This window comes from Legionella sp. PATHC035, from assembly GCF_026191115.1.
Taxonomy (GTDB): Bacteria; Pseudomonadota; Gammaproteobacteria; order Legionellales; family Legionellaceae; genus Legionella.
The window spans coordinates 2,954,604-2,979,333 of the sequence record NZ_JAPHOT010000001.1; the positions used below are offsets into that span (position 1 = coordinate 2,954,604).

Sequence of the window (24,730 nt, forward strand, 5' to 3'; positions counted from 1 at the left end):
CATTTGTGGGGTAGGGGTGAGAGGACATAAATTGTGATTAATCCCCTCATCCGCCCTGACGGGCACCTTCTCCCCCATGGGGAGAAGGGAATTTCATGATAGGCTTGTTGTGCTGCAGCAAGACTTCGAATCAATTGTCCTTGATATTCAATGCAACTAGATCCTCTTCATTCAATGTTTCTTTTTGCAATAACAGGGTTGCTCCTTTCTCTAAAATCTTGATGCGTTTTTTAATGATGGCCACGGCATTATCAAATGCAGATTGGATAATTTTGCGAACGGCGGTATCAATCTCACACGCAGTTTCTTCGCTAAATTCACGCTCGTTATGGGCTATAGGTGATTCCAGGAAGGTCGTGTGTTCTTTCTGATAGGTCACCGGTCCAAGTTCTTTATCCATCCCATAACGCATCACCATGCTACGGGCTATATCCGTTGCTTTGGCGAGATCATCTGCCGCTCCAGTTGAAAAGTGGCCAAAAATTACAAATTCAGCCGCTCTGCCTCCAAGAAGAACCATCATCTTATTTTTTAATTCTTCTTCAGTCATGAGATAGCGATCTTCAGTAGGGCGCTGAATGGTATAACCCAAACTGCCTATTCCGCGCGGAATAATTGACACTTTATGCACTTGATCGACATTGGGTAAGGAGAGTGCGATTAAAGTGTGGCCCATTTCATGATATGCCACAGCCTTACGTTCCTCAGGATTGAGCAAACGGTTCTTTTTTTCTAAACCGGCTACAATCCGCTCTACAGCGTTAGTAAAATCATCCATACTGACTGAGTCGGCATTATGACGGGTGGCAAGTAAAGCCGCTTCATTAACGAGATTTGCTAAATCAGCACCAGAAAAACCTGGGGTTAAGGCAGCAATTTTTTCAGGATCAACATCCGGGGCTTGTTTTATTTTCTTCAGATGGACATTCAAAATCTCTATGCGACCTTTTTTTTCAGGACGATCCACCAGTACATGACGATCAAAACGTCCAGCGCGCAATAATGCCGGATCAAGAATTTCCGGGCGATTGGTTGCGGCAAGTAGAATTAATCCTTCACTGGCGTCGAAACCGTCCATTTCGGACAACAACTGATTTAAAGTCTGTTCCTTTTCATCATGCCCGCCAGTGACATAAGCACCACGTGCTCTCCCCAAAGCATCCAGTTCATCGATAAAAATAATTGCAGGGGCTGTTTCTCGGGCATGTGTGAAAAGATCCCGCACTCGCGCTGCGCCAACACCAACAAACATTTCTACAAATTCGGATCCATTAATTGAAAAAAATGGCACTCCAGCCTCACCTGCTACGGCGCGTGCAAGCAGTGTTTTCCCTGTTCCGGGGGGGCCAACTAAAAGCACTCCTTTAGGGATATGAGCTCCTATACGCGTATAATGTTGTGGATTTTTGAGAAATTCGACCACTTCCATAAGCTCGGCTTTGGCTTCATCTACTCCTGCGACATCTTGAAAGGATACATGTGTTTCTTTTTCCATGTACACTTTGGCTTTACTTTTCCCAACATCTAAGACCCCACCAGCAGCTGAGCCCATACGTTTTAACAAAAAACTCCACAATGCAAAAAAAAGCAGTGCAGGAATAATCCAAGATAACAACAGGGTTATCCATTTATTTTCAGCTTGCCCATTAAATTTTACTTTTGCAGCTTCCAGAGTGGATACCAGAGAGGGATCATTGATACGTACGGTCGTGATTTGTGGTTCTTGACCACCATATTTTTTTATTTCATTTAATTTATCTTCAGGGAGTAAGCCTACCAAACCTTCTGTTTTCACATTTGCGGTAATGTAGCTTTCATCCAGTAGGACATTATCTAACTTATCCGCTTTTAAAAGAGTGATAAAATCGCTGTAAGCAATATTGACAGGATGTGAGGCGAAAAAAAAGTTCTGGAATAGGATAATCATCCAAAAAATCATCAGCACATACCAGAGCGACTGCCATTGTTTGTTTTCCACACGATCCCCCTGTTTTAAGTCGTATTGACTTTATTAAAAGAGTAGAAAAAACAACTGGATTCATATAAGTATATACTAATGGAGAAATGAGCATATCCTCATTGATCTTACCAATTTCGTATTTTCTTATGCGGTCATGATTCAAAAATTGATCAATCTCATTTTATCCCACCACTGTTTCATGCATCCTAATGCTTGATTATATAAAATATCCTTTATGTTGAATATATTATCTATTGGAATTATAATTAAGCTATTGGTCTTTTATTTGGGCATCAATTATGGAAGGAAAAGTAGATGATAATGTCGTTCCACCGAGTACGCCGAAGTATGTTCTAGATTATCCTAATAAAGATGATATTTCTGTCTTTTTCAATTACGTGAAGAACGAAAGCGCGATGGCAGAAATTTATTTTGAAAATGAAGAAGAGGAAAAATTAGAGGATGATACGGTTGAGCTATTTAACAAAAATGGAAAATCGCTCCATAAAGATGGCAAGAGATGTGATTTAATGCTTGTTTTGCGAGATAAAGGCAAGGTTATTGGTTTTATCGAATTAAGGCTAATCCAAAATTCAGAAGATATATCCCAATTATATAGTCTATTTGTAAGTAAAGAATATCGCTGTAAAGGACTGGCTAACTTAATGATGGTGCAGGCTTTTAATTTTTTCGTAAATACAAGGCAGACGCAAATGTCCGTCAGTCCAACAGCAGATTCCCTTGCCGTTTATAATAAATTTGCTTTTTATCCACCAGATCTTGATGATATTGGGATAAGTGGCTGGTTTCAAAAAACGGAGAAGGAAAGGCTTGATGAGTTAGAAGACTCACCTTCAAAGTATCTTCTATTGGATTTAGGAAAAGAATCCTGTAAGCACGCTTTTAACAATCATTGTGCCAAAGCTTTGCAAAATGTTCTCAAATTTGAGATGTCGAAAAATTTAAAAGAAGATTCAAACATTAATGTATTTGGCTGGAGAAAAAAAGCGAGTACCCCCACTTTATTATCGAGAAGTGATTTGGCAGTTTTAAGTACCCCGGAAGCTAATAAAAAGAGAAAAGCCGAAGTCGAAGTCGTAGTTGAAGAGGATATACAATCTGAAACGGCATTAAATTTAGGATCTGACAAGAAAATCCGGTGAAAAAAATAGGTCATCAGTAATGCCTCAATTTCATATTTTTTTCGGGTGATGTCTATTGTCAGTATAGACCTGTAATTATTCCAGACCCTAGAACATCCCAATACCATACTTGACGCAATGGGATAAATAACTGTGCCGAGGTTGCAAGCAACGTTGCTGATACGGCTATCTCATAAGCTGCTGCCAGATTATCTGATTTTCCAAATCCAATAGTAAGACCAACTGTTGTTCTCATAAGAAGCCAGTTAGCAACCCCCGATACTCGATTTGTCCTGATCCTTCAGATGAGCTCTGTATAATGCGTAATCTTGTTAGCCATCTAACTGAATTGCTTGACGGGCTTTTCCAATGCCTGATCAAGTAATCTGATGTATTCGGTCCTCGTTAATACTTGGAGTTGAGGAGTCTATAGTACTAGTAATTCCTTCAGTAACAATGGAGATTAACGGCACTAAATTTTTTTCAGCACAACACGCTAATTTTTTTCTTGTTTTTTTATATTCTTCCGAGTAAAAAACTGTGGCATCATTATGTTCATAACAGTCAAGTAACCATTGCAGGTCATGTCGCGTTATTGAAGATAAGAAAAGCAGATTTGGCCAAGATGATGTTCCTAATAAATCAATTTGTTCCCTTAGATGAACTGCAATTTTTGCCCTTAATTGATTGACCAGTGAGACAGGCGTTTTTTTTTCTTGAGCAATTTTATAGAGGATAATGCATTGATTCTGGTTCATTAACGTAATTAATCTATTTTGCAACGATTCATTCAAATTAAAAAATAAGGTTTGATATTTTTTCTCGGTTAACCAACGCTCCTCTTTGGCAGCGATACAAAGCCGCAAGATCAAACACTCTTTATCGTTATCAGCCCCTTCATCGATGAGGAGCAATTGCCTTAATGCTGTAAAGAATTCAAGTATTGCATCGGGTGAAGGTCTACTTTCCTTATTTTTTTCACCCATTTGCAGGATAAATTTTTTTATCAACTCACAAATAAATGGGCTCGGTTTGTTATCAAAATGCTCAAAGAGACCTTCGCTACAAAAACCAAGCTCACGAAATGCCCTAATGAGTTTATCTGACTTCATATGTGGATTATTATTTCTGAATTCAATTATTTTTTTTAGGGGATTTTTCGCACCAAAGACACTCAATAAAAGCGGTGCTAATGCAAAAAAATCACTCGATTCAGAATAGTCGCCTTGAAGTATTTCAGAGGCGATATGTTCAGGAGTCCCTTGAGGGATTTGCGGTTTTCGAATTATGGGTTTGGCATAATCGAGATCTAAGTAAGACACCTCAAATTTATATCTTTTTTCTTCAGCATCCATGATGGCATTCATTTTTATTTTGACATTCTCACCATGGATGTCACCATGAACAATGGAAGAGCCGCTGGTATTGTTATAATGAAGGTGGTTCAGTCTTAGAATTAATTGCCAAGACACATCGACCGCTTGAAAAAAAGTTAATTGATTTAGTTCTGGATTGTCGCTGGAATCTGGGTAAATATGAAACCCATCAATATAATCCATGATAAGCACATCCCGGCCTTCGATATTTAAGAGCGCTTTCTGTGACGCATAAAATTGAAAAGGAGACGGATGTTGTCTGTCGTCATAAAGCTTTATTGATACCGGCTTTTTTTCATCAATGATCAGCTCTTCCTTATTAACGCGCCGCGGTTTTAAATCAACAGGTTCATTGTCGATCAATGTACATTGATGTCCCTTATAAACCGAATGGCCTAACTCCTGGGAAAAATCAGAGGCATAATACACTACCGTTCCATTGTGTTGTGTCACTGGAAATAAGGTAAAGGATGATGATTTTTTATCTTTTCCTTGATTGGTCATAAATCAATATGCCTTATGGAATGTGGATGAATCAGGCGCTTTTGCCATTTGCCATTTTGGTTCAATCGCATCTAGAAACCGTCTCCATTGAATCATTATATCTTCGTTTGCATCAAAAATAAATTGAACATTTTGTCTATAATAATATCCATGTGATTTTGATTTGGTCTTGTGTACTATACTTTACCTATATCGGGATCAAAAAAATAGTCATTTTTCTCATTTAATGCAATATGAGGTTGCATTATTTTTACAAACTGCTTAATAGTTAGTTAATCATGAAGGGGTATGATTAAATTATGATCTAATTGAGTGCATGTAAAACACCCGTTTTGAACATGTATTTCTATCATAAATCCTTAGGGGGAGATGATATGTTTTCTAAAAGTATTGAACCGAATCAACGAAAGTCACTCATAAAAACAAACCACTTCTCAAAGGAGTACACTGAAATCAGTAATCTGTTGAGTGGACTCGAAGTAGATACTTCAAGAGAAAACAGTTTAGAAAGACTGAATGAGGAAATAATCCGAATAAAGAAGGATCAAACATTATCTGATGATGCCAAACTTCTTGCACTTTTGGATGTTTTTGTGAGTGAATATGCTCTGATTTCAAAATCATTTCGTGGCTCAAATAGTGGCTTAGGTAAATTTATCAGAAAATTTTGTGCACAAAATTTTGGTGTCAAGTTAGGTACGGAATCAACTGTTCATATCCAACCAGATGGTTTGATAATGCATATCTTAAATGCTCAAGGTATAAAATCCTCAGAGAAAGAGAGTTTATTACCGCCCATTCAAAGGAGAGCAAGTGCAGTGGGTCATGTCTCAAAAAGTGCTCCAGTGCTAGGAAAATTCGAAGAGCCAAAGCCTAGAGTCAGTCCTTCGTTAGATTATGTCGAATCGTCCCGAGAGCAAATAGGCCAATTCACTTTACGTAAAAATGCTGAATTTACCCGATTAGGCAGTATGTTTGGCGACAAACAATTCTGCTATGCAGAAAAACCGAGTGGAGTAGAGCCAGGATTTAGGTCAATTGATATCGATGAGTTATTTTTTCTAGAACTGGATAAGCTTTTAACTCAAGATCGTTTGCCATCCATTCAACAAGTTCCTGATGTACAAAAACTCCAAGACTTGAAGGAACTTTTGAGTAAAGAAAAGGATTTGCACCAAAAGCAAATTATTTTTTCAATTTTTATCAACACTCACATCAAAGGACCTCATGCTAAGGGAGAAATAACTCCTTGTATCCATTGGCTTTGCGGTGAAGTGAAAACGGCTGTTGCTAAGAACAATCACTTAAGCGCCTGGATGTACAAACTGGATTATGCAGAAGGGCAAAAAGACAGAATCAAAGCGAATAAAGAAGCACTAAGAGAATTTGTTGGTACTCGTTTTGCGGGAATTTTTAGTGCCCAAAATCAAAGGCAAGAAATTGTTTGGATTAATAAAGGTAAAGGGGAAGTCCATGCAGTATTGGCTTGTGGCTGGAAAAATGGATTAAAAGAACTAACTCACTTTCTCTATGGCGGTTCTGAGCCTGATTACAATGGGGTGTTGGTTGAGGATAAGGACGCACCGGTCAAGCGCTCTAAATATATTTATGGCTTAGCTAAGAATTTAATTTATGGGATTGGAGTTGGCGATCGGGATGGTATAGGCAAGGAAGCACAAAATAAAGGCTTCGCCGATGAGGCTTTTTATGGTTATGATTACGGCAAACCTTATGAGGGAGAGGGTGTTGCAGCAAGCTTAAGTGATGATTTTTCCTTTGAAGACAAATTTGCTAAAGCTCCTGCACTGTTTAGAAGCTCTTCAACGATTGGTTTTGCCCGCCATTTTATGTATCGAAACTACAGTATTTTCTATGACACTGCTTTGTCTGAACGCATGGAAGGAGTTCATTTATTCAGAAAAATGATTACTGGAGAAAATCCCAGTGAAGAGGTAATAAAAAGTTATCCAGGGCTAAGAGAGGAATTGAATCGAATTCAAGAAAAAACACCATCCCCAGAAGAATTATTAAATGTCCTAGGAAGACTTAGAGAGCAAAGCCGCGAAGGGAGTCATTTACAGGCTTTAATTGATGCGCAAATTATAGGGCTATGCTCAGGGAAACTATCTACTTTTGATTTATATTTTACTCAAATAAAAATAGATTTAATGGACATGGGCATCAAAAACGAGATGCATGATGCAGAACTTGCTGATTACCTTGGGTTTATTGATGAAATGGCAGCAACTGCCAGGAACAGCAACCAACATATATTAGCCACGTTTCAACAACGAATATTATTAACTGCCGAGGAAATTGATTTGCTTGATCATCTCGAGAAATATTTTTCCCCTGCTTCGGTGATGTCTCATGATGGTGAAGTGTTTCTGAATACGATGCGTTTTGATCCCCAAAGTGGCAGAATTCCCTTTCAATTAAAAAAGGAAGCAAATGGGACTTATACCCTAACTACAACCAATAAAAATCTTGCCGGCCAACTAAAGAAAGAGTTTGGGCTTGAGTGCAAACAAAGTGATGAGGGATTAAGTTGTACTATCAATGGCGATGCGCTGAGTCAACTGATTAAAAATGCAGAGCTAAAGTACCATCAAAAAAGGGAGGAATTGCTGATTAAACCCACTTATAAATTCATAACCTTGCCTCATTTGCGCGATTTGCTGAGCCAAGATAATGGGCCTCGAGATCCTAAAGTCGACCTGAGTTATTTATGGCTTGAGGATAACAGTTTGTCGCTGAAGGTCATTGCGAGAACAAAGCAACAAGTTAAGCAGGTGTTCGATTTATTTGGAATAACCGTTGCGGTGAATGAAGCACAACTGATTCAAGTTCCAGCTGCTAATCATGGTATATTTCAAAGACGGATAGAAAAACACTGCGAGCAATTAACGAGAGTTTCAGAAGAGATTGAGCTCAGAGATATAGGGTCCAGGGACTCCGTAATTTCAGCGCTATCCCAATCAAAAAAGGAAATTGTTCCAATGGTATCGGAAAAGTGGAAGGAACTCCACGGAAAAGCAGAGAAGGAAAGTTCAGAATCTTTATCGCCAACAGAACTATTAATCAAAAGGATACAGGGGCTTGGGCTTGACGAGGTGACTAGGGAAAAAGTGATCCATGTGATTGAGGAAGTCACTGAGCCCAAAATCATTCAGCAATTGCTGTCCTACAATAATCAAACTTTATCTGCACCTGCTAATCTCGAGGCGATAAAGAGCGAACAATTTTCAGAGGTGAGAACGATCGAAGAGAAACCGATTGTACCAAACGCACCCCAAGCGACGATGAGAAAAAATTTAAATTAATGATAGGACTGCGTGCACCAGGTTTATAGCTCATAGTAATGGTTTGTAAAAAGTGGTTGAAAACCAATGCGTTGATACAGATTTAGACCTGCTTTTGATGCTTCTAAAAAGCAGTTTTGGACCTTCAACGCCAAAGCATTTTTTAATGCATAAGTCATCATGGCACTTGCAAAGCCACGCTTTTGAACGTTAGGGAGTGTGGCTAGATCATCGATGCGGGCAAGGTGCTCCTTGACGGTTAATGTCATCGATACAACCGCTTCGCCCGCGAGGAATCCAGAAAAATGGTAAATTCCTTTGCATTTTTTCAATGCCTCGGCATGTCGTAGCGTATAAATCTGAGTAATTTCTGGTGTTGATTGAAAACCATGAATCAGGGGAATACTCCAGGTATCTAAATCGTCATTCATTAATTTAAATTCAAGTCCGACGTCAGCAGCGTGCAGATTATGCGATAAAAGATCAAATACCATCCCCACACCGCTATCGACTAATTTATAATCTGGAGGTAGTTGACATTCCTCTTTTGATAAACTGGGTGTTGTTTCAGGAATTACCAGTGCCCAAGGTACATTTTTTTGGGAGAAGTATGATTTACATTGCTCCAAATCTTTTAAAAAGTGCTCATTGACTTGCGTAACAAAAGCAGGATTAAGCCCTGAGGCAAGTACTCCGGTTTCAAATGCAGCGATTGTTTGATAATCAAGATAACTTAAGCTGATGAGCGAAAAAAAGTGCTTTTCAATTTCATGAAAATCATGAATCAGTGGCATTAAAATAGACCCAATTAGTAATTTTTGCTGCATTATAACAAACTATCAGCAGGATACTATGCATCATTGGGTCTTAATTTTTTGAAATCATTGAGTTGATTGTTTGCCGCGAATAAGTAGAACCGGTATGGATGCATTGCGAATCACTCCTTCAGCAACGCTGCCTAATAATAAATGCTGAAAACCTCGTCGACCATGAGTTCCAACGACAATTAAATCGGCTGGCCATTGTTTTGCTGCTGCAATGATTTTATCTGCAACGGTTTCTTGCGTTGAATTCATTTCAAGTAATTGAGCCTCACAATCTGCACTGCGCTCCCGAGCAATTGTTTGCATCGTGCTCAAAAATTGGTGGCCGTATTCCTTAAATGAAGCTTCCAGTTTTTCATAATCCACTCCGGTTCCCACATATGGGGCATAAAACTCATTGGTTATATGCACAATGAGTAATTTTGCATGATGTATTTTGCTTAACTCAATGGCTTCATTAAAGGCATGCATTGATGTATCACTGTCATCAATCGCAACTAAAATTTTTTGATACATTTCTATTTCCTTATAAAAGTAATCAGTTCAACTCAATTCAACTAAACAATCTTACCTATAATCTAGAGTGAAACATAGATAGAATGATTTTATTCGCACCCGAGTTTTTCTATCCTTTATAAAAAGGCTATTCTATATAAAGAAATAAGATGAATTATTTTTTGAATAAAAACGGCATGAGGGAATAATGACCACAAATCGCGAAATTTTGTTTACTCCATTTCAATTGAGAGACCTTACTGTAAAAAACCGTATCGTCATGGCTCCACTCACCCGAAACCGTTCAATACATGGAATTGATACTCCCTCAGAACTGAATGCCACCTACTATGCACAACGTGCAGACGCAGGTTTAATCATTGCAGAGGCAACACAAATTTCTCCTACAGCCAAAGGATATGCTTGGACGCCTGGAATCTATTCTCAGGAACAAATTGCAGGATGGAAATTGGTAACGGATGCGGTTCATGCACGTGGTGGGGCAATTTATTTGCAACTCTGGCATGTAGGAAGAATTTCACATCCTTCTCTTCAACCAGGAGGTATTGCTCCCGTTGCTCCCTCTGCCATTCCGGCAACCGGACAACGCACATTTATTGAAAATGGTACTTTTGTCGAGGTTGGTACACCACGTGCATTAAAGCGAAGTGAAATTCCGGCAATTATCGAAGATTATCGAATTGCTGCAAGGAATGCAATTTCAGCTGGGTTTGATGGGGTTGAAATTCATGCTGCGAATGGATATCTCATTCATCAATTTTTGTGTGATGGTACCAATCTTCGGACTGACCAATATGGTGGCTCGATCACAAATCGACTGCGTTTTGCTCTGGAGGTGACCAGTGCGGTTGTTTCTGAAATTGGTGCACATCGAACAGGAATCCGCATTGCACCCGTAAGTCATGCCAATGGCGTTACCGAAACGTCACCTAGCGCCGTTTTTTTTCCCCTTGTCCAGGAGCTGAGCCGATTCAATTTGGCTTATGTTCATGTTATTGAAGGAGAAACTCAAGGACCACGTGACCTTTATGGTTTTGATTTCCATGCATTACGAAAAGCGTTTGACGGACCCTGGATGGTGAATAATGGGTATAATTTAGAAATGGCAGTTGAAGCGATTTCAAGTGGCTATGCTGATCTTATTGCTTTTGGACGGTATTTTATTTCCAATCCAGATCTGGTGACGCGATTTAAAAAGAATGCACCATTGAATGAATTAGACCGCGCGACTTTATATGGAGGTAGTGGAAAAGGATATACTGATTATCCCTTTTTGCAGTGACACTCAATCAATAACGATGAAATAAGATGATGCTCAAACAATTGCTAGTGATTCTCTTTGTTTTTATTTTAATTTTCGTATTGTCTTTTTCATTGCAGCGTTATTTCATTTATTTTCCATCCCCGGGGCAGCCTGATCGAAAGGCTTTTGAAGCGGAAGATATGCAACTCATTGAAATTCCTGTTGCCGATGGATTGACTTTAAATTCTTGGTACAAACCTTCTGTGGATAAGAAACCGACGATACTGTATTTGCATGGCAATGCAGGTCATATTGGTTATCGTATGTATTTGGTTCGTCAATTTTTATCAGAAGGTTTTGGCGTGTTATTGCTTGAATACCGCGGATATGGCGGCAATCCTGGAAAACCAAGCGAATCTGGTTTGTACCAGGATGCTCGAGCGGCTATGAAGTTTTTACAGCACCAGGGAATCCAGACCAAGAGCATCGTGCTTTATGGCGAATCATTAGGAACTGGGGTTGCCACACAAATGGCAACGGAATTTCCCGTATGTGCTCTGGTTTTACAGTCTCCTTACACGTCTTTCACCGCTCTGGCTCGATTTCATTATCCTTGGTTATTCATGCCATTAAGGGATAAGTATGATTCTTTATCACGGATTCAAAAAATTTATACCCCTGTTTTAATGCTGCATGGGAAATTGGATCAAATTGTGCCCTATGAGCAAGGCGTTGTCCTCTTTAATCATGCCAATCAACCTAAAAAATGGATTGAATTTTCCAATAAAGGACATCAGGATTTATGGAGTCCCCATTTCGCCCACAGTGTAATGCATTTTATTAATTCTTATTGTGTTCCTACAAAATAAGCGTTATTCACGTATATGTGTGTGTCCATGACATTGTCAGAAGAAAATTGCTTAGGTATGGCGCGAATTTTTCGGGCTGCACCGAGGCTAAAGCATGGCGGTCCTTTCCACTCAATTAATGAACAAAATATTTACAAGAAGCCGTTTATCGATTAAGATCTCCTACAGGCTTCATGGGACGCCTATACCCACAAAAGAGGATCTCACCCTGGTTATTAATTGATTTATTTAATTATTCATTAACCTTTTTGTTGCTGGAAAAGTGGGTGTCTGGCAGAGAGCAAAGGGGATTCATATGAATAAACCACATACTTCATTTCGCGTTGAAGAGTATAAAATTCAAGCGTCTATTTTATTAAAATCGTTGTATTCTCCAAATCACACAACCGCTCAAAAAGCGGCGCAACGTTTTCAAAATTTGCCTGAGTTTGCCAATTTTACTCTTGAGGAAATTAGAAACACGAAAGTTAAGCGTAAACAGGCACTTGCAGTGATTGCAATGGGTAGAGGTTTTAAATCCTGGAGTGATTTGAAGTGCCAATTGCCTTTTATTCGTGGCGGATTTTTGAATCATTGGTTTGCCCATTATGCGGAAGCTAAATTATATCAACGTGCTCACGGTGGCTTTTTATTGCCATTTAAAAATCAATTTTTTATTTGTGATGCAGACTACATCCGCAATCTTGGTTTTAATCCCGAGGATCAGGATTGGAACTCTATTGGCTATGACTGGGTGAACCCGGAGAGTAAGGCAGCATGGCAACGATTGTATAAAAAATGGATGGTTATCCAGCAACAAGGATAAACGATACGAAAATTCCCCTCGCCCACTGATGGGAGAGGGGAGAGTGAGGAGGGCAACCATAATCTATACCCTCATCCGCCTAAAGGGCATGCTCTCCCCAAGGGAGAAAGCATATTTCACTTCACTTAATATCAGGGGCCCTCTTGCAGTAGGAAAAAAAATTAACATAGAATGGATTTATGTTTTCTTAATTGGAGGCTATGGATGAGCCTGAAGCACATAATCGCTTCTTTTATCACCTTTTCGTTGACTCAGGGATTGGGTTTCGCACAAACAGAAACTAAGGTATGTGATGGCAGTATCCATAATCCTTGTATCGTAGAAGACAGTGAATTTTCCTTTTCTCCATTAAAATGGTTTCGTGATGCCTCCATGATCGCCGCTGCATACCAGGGAAATACCCTAGGCATTGGAAATTTAGCGATTTCTGGTAGTGAGGAGCCAAGTGAAAAGGGGTGGAAAGATATCTCTGAGTATCTTGCCAAGCACGGTAGGTCAAGAGTGTTGGTACTGGATTTACGTCAAGAAAGCCATGGTTACATTAATGGAAGGGCGATTACCTTAGTGAGTGAGTACGATTGGATAAATCGAGGAAAAACTAACGCTCAAAGCCTTGCAGATCAAGAACATTGGCTAAAGTCATTAAGAGCTCAGAAAAAGATAAATGGCGTTTTATCCTCACAACAGTTTGCAGCCAAGGAATACTCCAGCGGCAAAACCATTCCTGTTAAAGTAGTAAAAAATGAAGCGGATTTGGTTTCTCGATTAGGTTTTGATTATCACCGTTTATATGTTACTGATCATGCTGCACCAACTGATTCAGAGGTTGATGCGTTTTTGGAAATAATTAAAAATACTTCTAAAGATACCTGGTTTCATCTACATTGTCGCGGAGGAAAGGGCAGGACCACGACTTTTTTTGTAATGTTTGACATGTTAAAAAATGCAGATAAAGTAAGTTTTGAAGAAATTATTGCACGACATGCCTCAATACCTCCCTATTATAATTTGTCTGAAGTGCATCGCGCTGATCCTTTCCTAACTCCTTATTACGAGCAAAGATTCATTTTTCTTTCTCGTTTTTATCTGTTTGCACAACAATTTTTAAAGGGATATCAAGGAACATGGAGTCAGTGGAATTCAGAACGTGCCGATTTGGATAAGGTATAGGCAATTGAACATATCCTGGCCCTCATCCGCCCTAAAGGGCACCCTCCCCCCTGGGGAGAAGGGAAACTAGAGGGTACTACAAAAAAAATGGGAAGAAGGGAAATCAGCCGGTATTAGAAAAAAATCTGGGGGAGAAGGTAATCAGAGAGTGATAAAAAAAATCCCATAGGGCAGCAAGGAAATTGAGGGCAACAAAATATCCCCTCTGCCGTTTCGGGAGAGGGGTAGGGGTGAGGGAAAAAATGCGCCTAAGTCTTTTGGGTGGGAGTTGTATACCACTTTTCTCCTAGGATGATTTGTTCCCACCACACGTCCATTTCAGCTTCGTTTATTTCTTGCCATGGAACAGGGTGCAATACTAAAGCGTCCGCCATTCGTTTTGATAACGCATACATAGCCAGGCGTTTGGGGAGAGAATCTTTTTCCCATGCAGAAATTGCTTTTTGGAAATCATCGTATTGCTTGAGGTGTTCACTAAGACTGAGTGCATCCTGAATCGCTAAGGAAGCACCATTTCCCACATGCGGCCGTAACACCGCACTTGCATCACCCAATAAAAGGGCTCCTTGAGTGATAAGGCGATTGACACAGACATCCACAATTTTTTGCATAAAAGGACTAGGGGTATCGAAAATAACTTGTGCTGCAATCTCAGGCAATTGGTCTCGTGCTAATTGATGTAGATGGTGTTTCGCTTCTAAAGAAAAGTCATTTAAAGTGGTTGAACCTAAATTTTCTAGGTCTTTATGCGTTAATTTTTCATAAAATACCCAGTTCAATTTATTGGTCTGATGGTGATATACCGGATAGGTTAATAAGTGACCCTTATCAAAACAATAGTATCGTGCTTGATCGTTGAAAAGGGTTTTATTTTTTATGCGCTCAAACTCTAGGGTCCCTCGCCATGCTACATAGCCTGAATATTTCGGCAGTGTATTGGTGATCAACGTTCTGCCTATGGATTGCACCCCATCAGCAAATACAATCAAATCAAAGCGTTCGGTTTCACCAGACGCCAAAGTAATTTGGCCAGCGTGTTCATCAAGTTGTACCCCAATGACTTTAACACCTTGACGATAGATCGAATCAGGGATTCGTTTCCTAAAGTTAATAAATAAAGTGTCCCAATGCAAACTGGCCATGGAAATTCCCTGTTGCCATAAAAATTTCCCATGAACTGGTTCATTCGCTGTTTTGCAATAAAAACTACGCATTGTTAATGTATGGGCTAATGTGTCTTGATCAATAAGATTTTGGGCAATTAAATGATTTAATAATTCAATAGAAAGTGTAATCCCTGCTCCGCGAGACTTTAAATCATGGGCTCGCTCAAAAACCGTGACTTCAAACTGATCTTTCAATAATAAGGCCAAGGCACAACCTGCTATAGAACCTCCAATAATAGCAACTTTCAATCTAATCCCTTCTAAGAAATTGAATGAGTGCGAGGGATTATATAAAGTAAACCAACAAAATCAATAAAGAGCGATTAAACGTAAGGGTTCTTCAGATAAATCGGCAATTTCATGGGTAACCCCATACATTAGGCACCTGTGGCGGGTAGTCTTGCTGCATTAAAAATAGTGTCAAGACTCTAGGGATAGAAGATTTATGACGTTCTGCACGAGTAGCAACGCATCCTGGTGAGGTTTTCGTTATCGCTAAACCAGGTGGTGGGGATAGGGTAAATTGTCGTCAGTTATTGGGCAGTAAGTCTTATTGGTTGTTGGTTAAGGAAAAACGATTTCATACCCTCACCCTAACCCTCTCCCGCAAGCGGGAGAGGGGAGCAATTTTTTGTTTTGTTCCTTCCTTCTTTAGAAAGTCTTAATTTTATTGGTTTTAATCCCTTCACTCCTTAGGTGAGTCTTGAATTAATTGGTTTTAATCCCTTCGCACCTTTGGGGAGAGGGTTAGGGTGAGGGGGATATCCAGCTTAAAAATGAGCCACAAAACGCAGTATCCCGTTAGTGCCTTGAGCTCGATTTCTAGCATCTTGCTCAGAATACACATTTAAAAAGACAAAGTGATTTTTGCTAAGACTGTACACCATTCCTGGGCCAATCGCCCACACACTTTCCTTGCGGCCTGGAACCCCAACACCATTAACTAGGGTGTCGGTAATTTGATTGAAAAAGTAGCCATTTACGCCCACAGTAAGCTTTTCCATGAGTGCATAACCCACCGCAATGTCCCCAAAAACAGCTTGTCCTGCCTGAGTGGAATGCACATTCGGACCAAAGGACACATTGGGGCTATGATTCACACCATTCCACAGATAATGCAGTCTTGCGGAGGTGGACCATTTAGGTGTCATCCAAAAGGTAAAAGCCCAGTAAGGATTTAAAGACCAAAAGTGGCTGCTGGGATTAATCGCGTTGATACTGCTGTATCGCCCAATGGGCATAATCACGTCCAGGTCCAGACGCATAACAAATAAAGGTCCTCTTCCGTCTTTGCGCATGATCGGATCAAATTGCAGTGCAGGACCGATCCACAAATCACCAGGACCACTATCAGCTTTTAATACTCTATTGTCCAAACCATCACGTACCTTGGCATTGACCACCCAGGGCAGGAGTGTCGATAAACCTAAGTTAGCGCCGAAAATTTTTTTTGTAGACACATAAATAAACTGGGTCACATTCGCAACAACGTCAAGATCGGTGCGGGGCAGAGGCAATTCATTACCATTTTTGTCGTTAAAACGATTGGATGTGTAGTATTGAAAATAATCTTGAAAGTAAAAACCGGGTCCTGAGGGCGGACTTCCATCATAAAAACTGGTATAACCTAAATTTACAACCGGTTCATCATAAGCTAGGGCTGATGGTGCGCCTAATAGGATTGCTAAACTAAAGCAAGAATGCAGTATTCCTTTCCATTGCATAAAAACGCCCTTTCCGAATCAGTCCCTAGTTGAAGAATATACGTGCTCTTCTCTATACCGCTAAAACCCAGCAGAATTACTTTGATGCCTACAGCGCAGGAATTGTAACATTAATAAAATTATGTCCGATTTATTCAAGAAGAACAATATAAAAAAATGACTTTTTCATAAAAATCAAAGAGTAACCTTTTGAAGTTTTTGCAAATATGGAGGATTAGGCATAGCCCACGAATTATCTTAATTTCGTAATAAGTGATAGGTGTTTGTGCAATTAGTAAATTATGTTATCTACCTCGTACTATACTAGTAAAAGGTGTATCAATCAGGATTAAATGTGAAAATAGTGGTAATTGGTATTAAACGATCTAAATCAACAGTTAATGTCATGGTTACTTTTGATGATGATCCATTTGAATTTCTTGATGAATCTGATAAACCAAAAAATGCACAGCAAGAACAAGAACAACTTATATCACTCGCTCAATCGATTGTCGCAAATAAAATAATAGAGCATGAGATAAATTTTTCCCCCGATATCGCGAACCAAGCACTACGAACACATGTTTTAATTTCAGGAAAAAAGGAGGGTGTATTGCAAGTAAGATTTACTAATCCTTCCGGAATATCTGTTCTTGAAAAACCACCAAGTTTGCAGGGATTACTTAAAGAAAGATTAGGAACGGTAGCGTTGACTAGTACTTATAGTGAGATTAGCGCTTTGCAAACATTGGCGCTGCCCCACATTCCCTACCTTCAGTTGCTTCAAGAAGATAAAAAAAGAGCTACCAACGCTAAAGAAGAACGAGACCTTGCCAAAAAAAAAGAAGATTTTCTTGCAAATGGGCCCAGCGAATTTCCTGCCCCTAAAGCATTTCCAGTACCTAGAAATGCAACAGCAGAAAAAGATATTGACTTGAAAAAAGCAGTCGAAAAATTGAGTGCGCTTTATGGAACAGAAAGCCAATTAAATTCAATTCTTAAGCAAATAGAAACTGTTGAAGAGGAAATTAAGGCACTAGATACAGAATTAACTGAATTAAAAAAGAAAGAAGCTGTATTAAAAGAGACTATGGGAACGAATACAGTTGTGTCCTTTGCAGAAGGTCATCTACAAACATCAAAAAGTGAATTAGAAAAAGCACGAATGGAGCTTGAAAATACACTATCCACCTTGCGTGAAAATTTTTCTAAAGTAAAAAGCTCTTTTGAGAAACATGTTAAAAGTAACTATGCCCAGTATGAAATATATGAAAATGGGCAAGAGTTCGCCAAACAAGTGATGCTTACTGCACTTTATAATGCCGCACTGGATTATTACGACAAACTTCTTAAAGACACAGAAAAAAAACCAGAAATACGTAAAAACAGAGTCAAAGATTTCAATAAGTACTTTGGGGGGATTGCAATCATTGATGAATATGGCAAGGTCAATTCCATTGAAGAAACTTATAATTCTTTCGCAAATAAAACGCTAGGAGATGTAGTAGAAATTGCTAACGAGGTAATAAAAATCACCGAACCTAAATTTATTGATAAATGGTTAGCAAAGGCAAACACACATTGGGAAAATAATTCGAATTTCAATAATCTACTTTATAGAGATGAAAGTCAAAAGATTCCGTTTAAAATGGAACGATCTTTCGCTGTCTTTGGATCAGGTACGCTGCAAAAGATTAACTTAAATACTAAATTTGAATCTAATATAGAATCCCATATCCAAAAAGCATCGGATCCTACAAATTTAGACGCTCCACAAACTAAATTAACTGAACTAGAGCAAAAAGTTACAAATTTTCAGCGATATAGAGCACTTAAAGCTGAATTAGAAGCAACAAAAGTATTAGCCTCAAAGCAAAAAAATCAAATCGATGAAGCAACTGAGACTTTTAACAAGACGCGCGATTCGATTGTAAACCAAATTAAAGGCCAGCCTGAGGACGTTCAAAAACACGTGCTGCAGAATATTAATTCACAATTAGCGAAATCTGTTTTAAATGAACTTCCTGAAGCGAATAAAAAGTTATTGATTACAGTGTTACCTGAGTTAACTAAAATCCCTGAAAAATCAGAGATCGAGCTTCTCGCCGAAAAATATGCAGTATTAGCTAATGAAATTGCAACAGCAGTAGAGAACTTAAATCAAATAAAAAAAGAAGATATCCAGGTTGAACAGTTAAATCAACTTCGGTCTGCATTAGATAAAGTTAAAGAAAGCCAGCTTGATGAGCGTAACATGGAGAAAGTCATAGAGCTGCGCGACTCCTATACCAAAGATGATTTATCTGTGGACAGTTTAATATTTCAACAGCAATTATTCAATGCAAAGAAAATACTCGCCGAACAAATCCGAGACGTTGAGAAAAAATTTGAATCGATAAAACAGGCAAATAAGGAATGGTTAACGACATTTGAGAGCGAACGACAATCACTTAACCGTGTCGCAAACTCTTTTGATGAGATCGATTATCAACACAAGCAATCTGAGCAAAATAAAGCAGAATTGCAACGCCTCACTGAATTGGCCACACGCTCGTATATGAACATACTTAGCGAATACGAACAAATCATTGCACGGATAAAATTGGCACAAGGATCGCAAACAGTTGAGGTACCAGTGACTGTAGAAGCACCTCAACGAGTAATTCCTGAACAAGCAGACCCACCTGAAACAGTGAGGAAAAAAAATAAAACACCACCACCAGAAATTTCTGAAACCCCGCCAACTCCTAACAAGGGGGCAATTTCTCGAAGCAAGCCTGAATCAACGATAGAAGCCCGAATTCGAGCGATTTATGAAAACTATTTTAAGGAGGTGAGAGTGGAAACTCAAAATTTATCTCAAAAAGATTCTTCGACTTGGCAAGAACTTTTCACAGTTCAAAATGCAGAGGGGAGTCTTGAAGAATTTAAAATAAAATACATTAAAGAACAAGAAAGTAAAATTAAAGAAGAAAAAGCGGTTGCTTCACTTGACAAAATAATTAACTTAATTGAAGAGACTCAGTGGAAGACAGGGCTCTTGGGAAGTAAATCAAAAATTAAAATCAATGACAAAGAAAGACCGGTTCCCAAGCATATTTGTGAAATTTATAAAAAAGCCATAGAAGGTAGAGATAATCCTCAACAGGCTGATGAGGCTATGAGCGAAATAAATGCAATTGCCACAAAAGCAATATCTCATTCGGTTAAATTTCAATTTTTAAGAAAAAGAGATGAGCAAACTCAAGAGGCATATGACGCAATTGAAGCGCATAGTAAACCCCTTGGGAAGTTTGTTCCCTAGTGTAATGTTTTGCCTTAAAAAAACGATTGACTCGATTTTTCTTATTGCGCATGTAGCTTTTTAGAGTCTGGTGGATTTATTTTGATCCAATGGTACTATACTTGAGATATATGTATAAAAATAGGGCTAATGGCATGAAATCGGTTGTAGTTTCTATTGAACGGCCTGGTAAATTTGTAAGTCTTCCAATCGTTATTGATGTGACGGTTACTTTTGATGATACACCATTTGAATTTCTTGATGAACCTGATAAACCAGCGAATACCCCTAAAGAACTCGAATTCATTGCCCAATCGATTGTAGCCCAAATGATAAAAAGTGGCGAATTAACGTTATACGATGGGCGACAGGAATTACGGACCCATGTGTTAATTTCAGGAAAAAAAGAGGGGGCTTTTCAAGTAGACTATACTGTAACTGACGGCGTAGTCCGTCATAACATACCGCCTGTCGAAGCCAACACCTCTCCCGGTCAATCAGTTCTTGAATCAGCACTTAAAGAGAAATATACGGCTGCACAGTGTGAAGTTAAAAGTACTTATGGAGAACTTGAAGAACAGCAAACTTGGAGGCTTCCTGTTATTCCCGAAGCTATCTCTAAGTTGATGCAAAGTAATAAAAAGAGAGCAGCCGAGAATAAAAAAGAACGAGATCTTGCTCAAGAACGAGAAGATTTTCTTGTAAAAGGCCCGAGAAAGTTTCCTGACGCCGTTGCGTTTCCAGCGGCTATAAAAATAATCAAAAAAGGAGATGTCGATCTGGAAGATGCAGTCAAAAAAATGAATGCATCATATGGAACAAAGAGCTTATTGGAACCCACTCATAACCAAATAGTAATCATTGAACAAGCAATTGAAGGCTTAGAGCAACAATTAAGTAAATTAAAAAAGAGAGAAATTGCACTCAATCAGGCCATTGCTCAAGACCCACGTGTTACTTCATTTTCACAAAACAATCTTCATGCATCAAGAAGCGCATTACAAGAAACACGAAGGTCACTTGAAAATAAAATATCCGCTTTAAGAGTCCAGTTATCTGCAGCAAAAAATTCTTTTGGGGAACATGTTAGTGATAAATATTCCCGATATACCAATTATGAAAATACCATCGAGTTTACCAAAAAAGTAATGCTGACAGCACTTTATAATGCGGCAATAGATTACTACAAACAAATCCTTGATGAAACAAAAGACAATGTCGAGAAACGTAAAGAAAAGATAACTGAATTCAATGAAAGTTTTGCAGGAATAGCAAAAATTGATGAATATGGCAAAGTCAATCCCATTGAAGAGACTTATAACAAATTTGCTCAGGATTCTCTTAAGGAAGTAGTCCAATTTACCAATGAATTATTAATAAAATGCAGTACCGGTATTTCGTCCCGTAAAGTAAATGTTATTGAAGCACAGATACACAAGGCCAATCAACATTGTGCTGATGAATATAAGAAGCATTATGGTGACATGGCTTATACCGATACAAAACAAAAAATGCCTTTTACGATGGAAAAGAATTTATTGAAACGACTAAAAAATATCAGCTTAAATGTGCAGTTTGAATCTGGTTTAGAGAATGCGGTCCAAGCTGCATCGAATCCTGTTACTTTATCCGGTGAGTGGTCAAAAATTCCTAAGGGAGACACTTTAGCAGATCAGCTCTCTGTCCTTGAAAAGGCCGATAAGGAGTTGACCGCTCTCGAACGTAAAGTCAATAATTTTCAACGATATTTAGCACTTAAAGATGAATTAGAGGCAAAAAAAGCATTAGCTCTAGGGCAAAATCAGCAGATTGAGGCAGTAACTAAGTCCCTTGATACGGTACGCCAAGCGATTACCGGTGAAATTACAGGCAAGCCGGTGGATGTTCAAAAATATGTCCTTGAAAATATTGATCGCAATTTAGCACGATCTGTTTTTGACAGCCTTACTGAAAAAGAGAGAGGAGACTTAAGTGAGGTCTTAGCCCTTGATAGGATGCATGTATTTCCTGCAGAATCTGGAGCCAATGCGCTTGCCATGAAACATGGAACATTAGCTACTGCAATTAAGACAGCAGATACGATCTTGACTCAAATAAAAGAAGAAGACATTCAGGTTGAACAGTTAAATCAACTTCAGTCTGCTTTAGGTGAAGTCGGAGAAAGCGCACTTGATCAGGGTAAGTTGGACAAAGTCACACGCCATAGCAAATCCTGTGCTGAGGATAATTTATTTGTACAAGATTATCTGGCATTTGAAAAGCAACGAGCAGATGCACAAGAAAATCTAGGGAAACACATTGCAGATGCAAGGGAAAAATTTGAGATGCTAAAACAAGAAAATTTAAGCGAGACCCAATTATTATTCGTTAGAACAGTGTTAAATAGCCTTGAAGGAATGGTGGATTCATTTAAAAATACCCAATATGAACGCAATCAAACTGATAAAAATAAACAAGAACTCCAACGGCTCACCGAATTGGCAGAAAGCTCGTATAAGAAAATACTTAGCCAATACGAACAAATTAATGAAAGCATAAAATCGGCAAAAAAAGAACAACCTATAGCTCAGCAACCAGAGATATCCCCTGAGCATCAGAAGAAAAATGAAAAACAACCCCCATCTCCCCCTACTCTTAGGAAGGAAGGGGAGCCAATCGCTGAAAAGAGGAAATTGCATCAAAAGCCGCCATCAACAATAGAGATCAGAATTATAGAGATTTATAGAAAATATGCAGAAGAAGTAAGCGTGGGGATTAGCAGACTAGCTTCAGGGCCGGTACAGAAACCATTAAAAGATGAACTTTGGGAAAAATACAATGCTCAGAATATGGCAACTTTTAAAGAATTTGAAAAAGCATATGATCACGACCCAAAACTAGTTATTAAAAAAGCAAATGCTGTTGTTGCACTTAACGAGATAAAGGAGCTAATTGAAGATACGAAGTGGAAGGTAAAATTAGGACCCTTGACTGGAAAAGAAATCGAAGTGGATGGGAAATCTAAAATAGTTCCCCCTCATATTTTTAAAATTTATGAACAAGCTAAATTGGGCATGACAGATCCCCAAAAAGCTGACGAGGCGATGAACGAAATAAATAAGATTGCTACAAATGCAAGCTCAGCTAATTTCTTTAGAAAAGCACTAAGGGACAAACAAACTACAAAAGCATATGAATCAATCATGGAGCACAGTAGTTCTACGAGTCGAGCGCCTGGCTAGCTGATAAAGAGGATGCATGAAAAATAGGTGCGATAACTTGGCAACCCCCCGTTTTTAGATTGCTCCAAAACAGTTTAACTGTATTTTAATCCATTTCTTATGTATTATTTTTTGCAAGATCTTTCCAATAAATAAAACATACAGGAGGTAACCATGTGGCGTAGAGGTTATGCACACACTTTTATTGCTGTATCCTTGGCTTTAGCGATTATTCCATCGTTTTCCTCTGCGGCCCAAATAACTCATCTTCGCGGGCAACGTTATTGCGAGATTATTTACAGTAAAAATCTGATGGACTATGCTGTTTACAATACAATAGGGCTCAATGATTGCCCATCAGCACTCTGGGATAAAATAACCCTTGATGACGTGAAAAAAGAAGTAGGTTCTCCCCATGTCCATCTTAATGGTCCTCGCTTTTGGATGATTGATGGAATGCAGAATTCCGAGCTAGTGAGTACCAAAATTAAGAAATTTAATGGACTGGCCATGCGAGAAGCTGGCGTAATTCATATCAGTTTAAAGGATTTATTAGTAAAACCTGCTTACGAACAACGAAAAGTAGCCCGTAAAACAACTTGGATCTATGATGCTGGCAAACCTGTTTATGAGCTCATCGATCCCCACGGTAATGTATTTGTGATGCAATCCTTTAGTGTCCAGAAAATACCTCAAACGCAGCAATCCCTGGCTGAGCTGGGTTCAAAGCTTACTTTACCCAAGAATTGGAAATTCAAAATGGGGCTTATTAAGAGAGAAGAAACGGTACAAGCGATTGATAATATGGCTGTAGTGGTTCAAGATAATTTTTTAAACACTTATCAAAAAGCAACCCATGATCTGCTGACCGATAAAGGAATCTTATAATGGGCGATTGCTTGGTGACTTAGTGCATAGGGCCAATTTATCTCCACGCCAGAATTTCTGGTGATTTACGAGGTACCACCGCGGGGACACTCGCTGGAATACCTACTATAATTGGCGCAATTGCTGTGATATCAGAGGGAAGATTGAGTTTTGTCTTCCACTCGGGGGTATTGAGTGCTGAAACGGCAAGACCAATAACACAGGTCCCTAGTCCTTGGGCACAGGCAGTCAGCATTAAGTTTTCAGCAGCCAACCAACAATCGGCTGCCACAAAAGGGCCGTGGTATTTGCTGTAAATAACAAGGAGCGTACTTGCATTATAAAATGCATGAAAATCAGGATTATTTACGAGTTGTTGCAGATGCCTCATTTGTATTTTGGGATAATTATGGGCCTCAGTGTAGATCAGTGCTTTCACGCTGTTGGATAACTGATTTAGGGTATCCTGGTCTTGAATGACAACAAAGGACCAAGGCTCTTCATGCATGGCCGTTGGCGCTTGAACTGCAGAATCAAGCAATGAATGAATGACGGCTTTGTCGAGTTTATCTGCGGTGTAATTACGTACAGCACGTCGCTTATAAATTGCTTCAATTTCACTCATTAGAGGTTTTACTTCTTTATTTTTTTTTGAAGTAGCCATAGTTTCCTCCACGTACACTTCATAGTCCCAATAATGGGAGGGGCAAATTCATTATCGTATGCCATGTCATAGTCATGATATTGTTCATTTCATCAAGAGAGCTTGTGACCAATACCACTGGACTAGGCCCCAAAAG

Annotated in this window: 17 protein-coding genes; 9 read left to right on the plus strand and 8 right to left on the minus strand. The window is 39.0% G+C overall.

Going from position 1 to position 24,730, the window contains the following annotated elements; translation table 11 throughout:
• Positions 1-130 precede the first annotated feature (130 nt).
• Positions 131-1,978, minus strand: coding sequence for an ATP-dependent zinc metalloprotease FtsH (gene ftsH, locus OQJ13_RS13045; protein WP_265711256.1), 1,848 nt, complete (start codon positions 1,976-1,978; stop codon positions 131-133).
• 281 nt (positions 1,979-2,259) lie between these two features.
• Here ftsH and OQJ13_RS13050 point away from each other — a divergent pair, with 281 nt between their 5' ends.
• A complete protein-coding gene (locus OQJ13_RS13050) occupies positions 2,260-3,123 on the plus strand; it encodes a GNAT family N-acetyltransferase (protein ID WP_265711257.1) in 864 nt (287 codons plus the stop codon).
• Positions 3,124-3,181: 58 nt separating this feature from the next.
• On the opposite strand, the gene OQJ13_RS13055 is transcribed toward OQJ13_RS13050, so the two are convergent.
• Together OQJ13_RS13055 and OQJ13_RS13060 are read right to left on the minus strand one after the other, a co-directional pair.
• Complete coding sequence (locus OQJ13_RS13055) at positions 3,182-3,358, minus strand: KUP/HAK/KT family potassium transporter (protein ID WP_265711259.1); 177 nt, start codon at positions 3,356-3,358, stop codon at positions 3,182-3,184.
• Positions 3,359-3,479: 121 nt separating this feature from the next.
• Positions 3,480-4,982: a protein kinase domain-containing protein gene (locus OQJ13_RS13060; protein WP_265711260.1), complete on the minus strand. Its 1,503-nt coding sequence runs from the start codon at positions 4,980-4,982 to the stop codon at positions 3,480-3,482.
• Between the two features lie 374 nt (positions 4,983-5,356).
• On the opposite strand from OQJ13_RS13060, the gene OQJ13_RS13065 reads away from it, so the two are divergent.
• Positions 5,357-8,305: a hypothetical protein gene (locus OQJ13_RS13065; RefSeq protein WP_265711261.1), complete on the plus strand. Its 2,949-nt coding sequence runs from the start codon at positions 5,357-5,359 to the stop codon at positions 8,303-8,305.
• A gap of 23 nt (positions 8,306-8,328) precedes the next feature.
• Here OQJ13_RS13065 and OQJ13_RS13070 read toward each other — a convergent pair whose 3' ends face one another.
• Together OQJ13_RS13070 and OQJ13_RS13075 are read right to left on the minus strand one after the other, a co-directional pair.
• Complete coding sequence (locus tag OQJ13_RS13070) at positions 8,329-9,111, minus strand: GNAT family N-acetyltransferase (RefSeq protein ID WP_265711262.1); 783 nt, start codon at positions 9,109-9,111, stop codon at positions 8,329-8,331.
• A 54-nt stretch (positions 9,112-9,165) separates the two neighbouring features.
• Positions 9,166-9,624, minus strand: a complete 459-nt coding sequence (locus OQJ13_RS13075; RefSeq protein WP_265711263.1) for a universal stress protein — start codon at positions 9,622-9,624, stop codon at positions 9,166-9,168.
• Between the two features lie 187 nt (positions 9,625-9,811).
• Here OQJ13_RS13075 and OQJ13_RS13080 point away from each other — a divergent pair, with 187 nt between their 5' ends.
• From OQJ13_RS13080 to OQJ13_RS13095, 4 genes are all read left to right on the plus strand, one after another.
• On the plus strand, positions 9,812-10,906 hold the full coding sequence (locus OQJ13_RS13080) for an alkene reductase (RefSeq protein WP_265711264.1): 1,095 nt from the start codon (positions 9,812-9,814) through the stop codon (positions 10,904-10,906).
• 29 nt (positions 10,907-10,935) lie between these two features.
• Complete coding sequence (locus OQJ13_RS13085) at positions 10,936-11,736, plus strand: alpha/beta hydrolase (RefSeq protein ID WP_265711944.1); 801 nt, start codon at positions 10,936-10,938, stop codon at positions 11,734-11,736.
• Between the two features lie 295 nt (positions 11,737-12,031).
• Entirely contained in the window at positions 12,032-12,541 is a 510-nt protein-coding gene (locus tag OQJ13_RS13090; RefSeq protein ID WP_265711265.1) for a hypothetical protein, read from the plus strand.
• 204 nt (positions 12,542-12,745) lie between these two features.
• Entirely contained in the window at positions 12,746-13,711 is a 966-nt protein-coding gene (locus OQJ13_RS13095) for a fused DSP-PTPase phosphatase/NAD kinase-like protein (protein ID WP_265711266.1), read from the plus strand.
• Positions 13,712-13,959: 248 nt separating this feature from the next.
• Here the strand turns inward: OQJ13_RS13095 and OQJ13_RS13100 are convergent, their stop codons facing one another.
• On the minus strand, positions 13,960-15,126 hold the full coding sequence (locus OQJ13_RS13100; protein WP_265711267.1) for an FAD-dependent monooxygenase: 1,167 nt from the start codon (positions 15,124-15,126) through the stop codon (positions 13,960-13,962).
• Between the two features lie 521 nt (positions 15,127-15,647).
• Positions 15,648-16,601 (minus strand): SphA family protein, encoded by a 954-nt coding sequence (locus OQJ13_RS13105; protein ID WP_265711268.1) that lies wholly within the window; start codon positions 16,599-16,601, stop codon positions 15,648-15,650.
• 334 nt (positions 16,602-16,935) lie between these two features.
• Here OQJ13_RS13105 and OQJ13_RS13110 point away from each other — a divergent pair, with 334 nt between their 5' ends.
• The 3 genes from OQJ13_RS13110 to OQJ13_RS13120 all read left to right on the plus strand — a co-directional run bounded on the left by OQJ13_RS13110 (position 16,936) and on the right by OQJ13_RS13120 (position 23,951).
• The gene (locus tag OQJ13_RS13110; protein ID WP_265711269.1) at positions 16,936-19,884 is read left to right on the plus strand and encodes a hypothetical protein; all 2,949 of its coding nucleotides are present in this window, start codon (positions 16,936-16,938) and stop codon (positions 19,882-19,884) included.
• Between the two features lie 134 nt (positions 19,885-20,018).
• Entirely contained in the window at positions 20,019-23,084 is a 3,066-nt protein-coding gene (locus OQJ13_RS13115; protein WP_265711270.1) for a hypothetical protein, read from the plus strand.
• A 153-nt stretch (positions 23,085-23,237) separates the two neighbouring features.
• Positions 23,238-23,951, plus strand: coding sequence for a hypothetical protein (locus tag OQJ13_RS13120; protein WP_265711271.1), 714 nt, complete (start codon positions 23,238-23,240; stop codon positions 23,949-23,951).
• A gap of 37 nt (positions 23,952-23,988) precedes the next feature.
• On the opposite strand, the gene OQJ13_RS13125 is transcribed toward OQJ13_RS13120, so the two are convergent.
• On the minus strand, positions 23,989-24,594 hold the full coding sequence (locus tag OQJ13_RS13125; RefSeq protein ID WP_265711272.1) for a nitroreductase family protein: 606 nt from the start codon (positions 24,592-24,594) through the stop codon (positions 23,989-23,991).
• Positions 24,595-24,730: the final 136 nt, after the last annotated feature.

What these genes read in the sequence shown, in the direction of transcription:
- OQJ13_RS13090 (WP_265711265.1), top strand. Translation starts at nt 12,032, where the DNA reads ATGAATAAACCACATACTTCATTTCGCGTTGAAGAGTATAAAATTCAA.
- OQJ13_RS13105 (WP_265711268.1), bottom strand. Translation starts at nt 16,601, where the DNA reads ATGCAATGGAAAGGAATACTGCATTCTTGCTTTAGTTTAGCAATCCTA.
- OQJ13_RS13125 (WP_265711272.1), bottom strand. Translation starts at nt 24,594, where the DNA reads ATGGCTACTTCAAAAAAAAATAAAGAAGTAAAACCTCTAATGAGTGAA.
- OQJ13_RS13050 (WP_265711257.1), top strand. Translation starts at nt 2,260, where the DNA reads ATGGAAGGAAAAGTAGATGATAATGTCGTTCCACCGAGTACGCCGAAG.
- OQJ13_RS13070 (WP_265711262.1), bottom strand. Translation starts at nt 9,111, where the DNA reads ATGCAGCAAAAATTACTAATTGGGTCTATTTTAATGCCACTGATTCAT.
- OQJ13_RS13120 (WP_265711271.1), top strand. Translation starts at nt 23,238, where the DNA reads ATGTGGCGTAGAGGTTATGCACACACTTTTATTGCTGTATCCTTGGCT.
- OQJ13_RS13095 (WP_265711266.1), top strand. Translation starts at nt 12,746, where the DNA reads ATGAGCCTGAAGCACATAATCGCTTCTTTTATCACCTTTTCGTTGACT.
- OQJ13_RS13115 (WP_265711270.1), top strand. Translation starts at nt 20,019, where the DNA reads ATGAAATCGGTTGTAGTTTCTATTGAACGGCCTGGTAAATTTGTAAGT.
- OQJ13_RS13055 (WP_265711259.1), bottom strand. Translation starts at nt 3,358, where the DNA reads ATGAGAACAACAGTTGGTCTTACTATTGGATTTGGAAAATCAGATAAT.
- OQJ13_RS13085 (WP_265711944.1), top strand. Translation starts at nt 10,936, where the DNA reads ATGCTCAAACAATTGCTAGTGATTCTCTTTGTTTTTATTTTAATTTTC.
- OQJ13_RS13060 (WP_265711260.1), bottom strand. Translation starts at nt 4,982, where the DNA reads ATGACCAATCAAGGAAAAGATAAAAAATCATCATCCTTTACCTTATTT.
- OQJ13_RS13065 (WP_265711261.1), top strand. Translation starts at nt 5,357, where the DNA reads ATGTTTTCTAAAAGTATTGAACCGAATCAACGAAAGTCACTCATAAAA.
- OQJ13_RS13080 (WP_265711264.1), top strand. Translation starts at nt 9,812, where the DNA reads ATGACCACAAATCGCGAAATTTTGTTTACTCCATTTCAATTGAGAGAC.
- OQJ13_RS13075 (WP_265711263.1), bottom strand. Translation starts at nt 9,624, where the DNA reads ATGTATCAAAAAATTTTAGTTGCGATTGATGACAGTGATACATCAATG.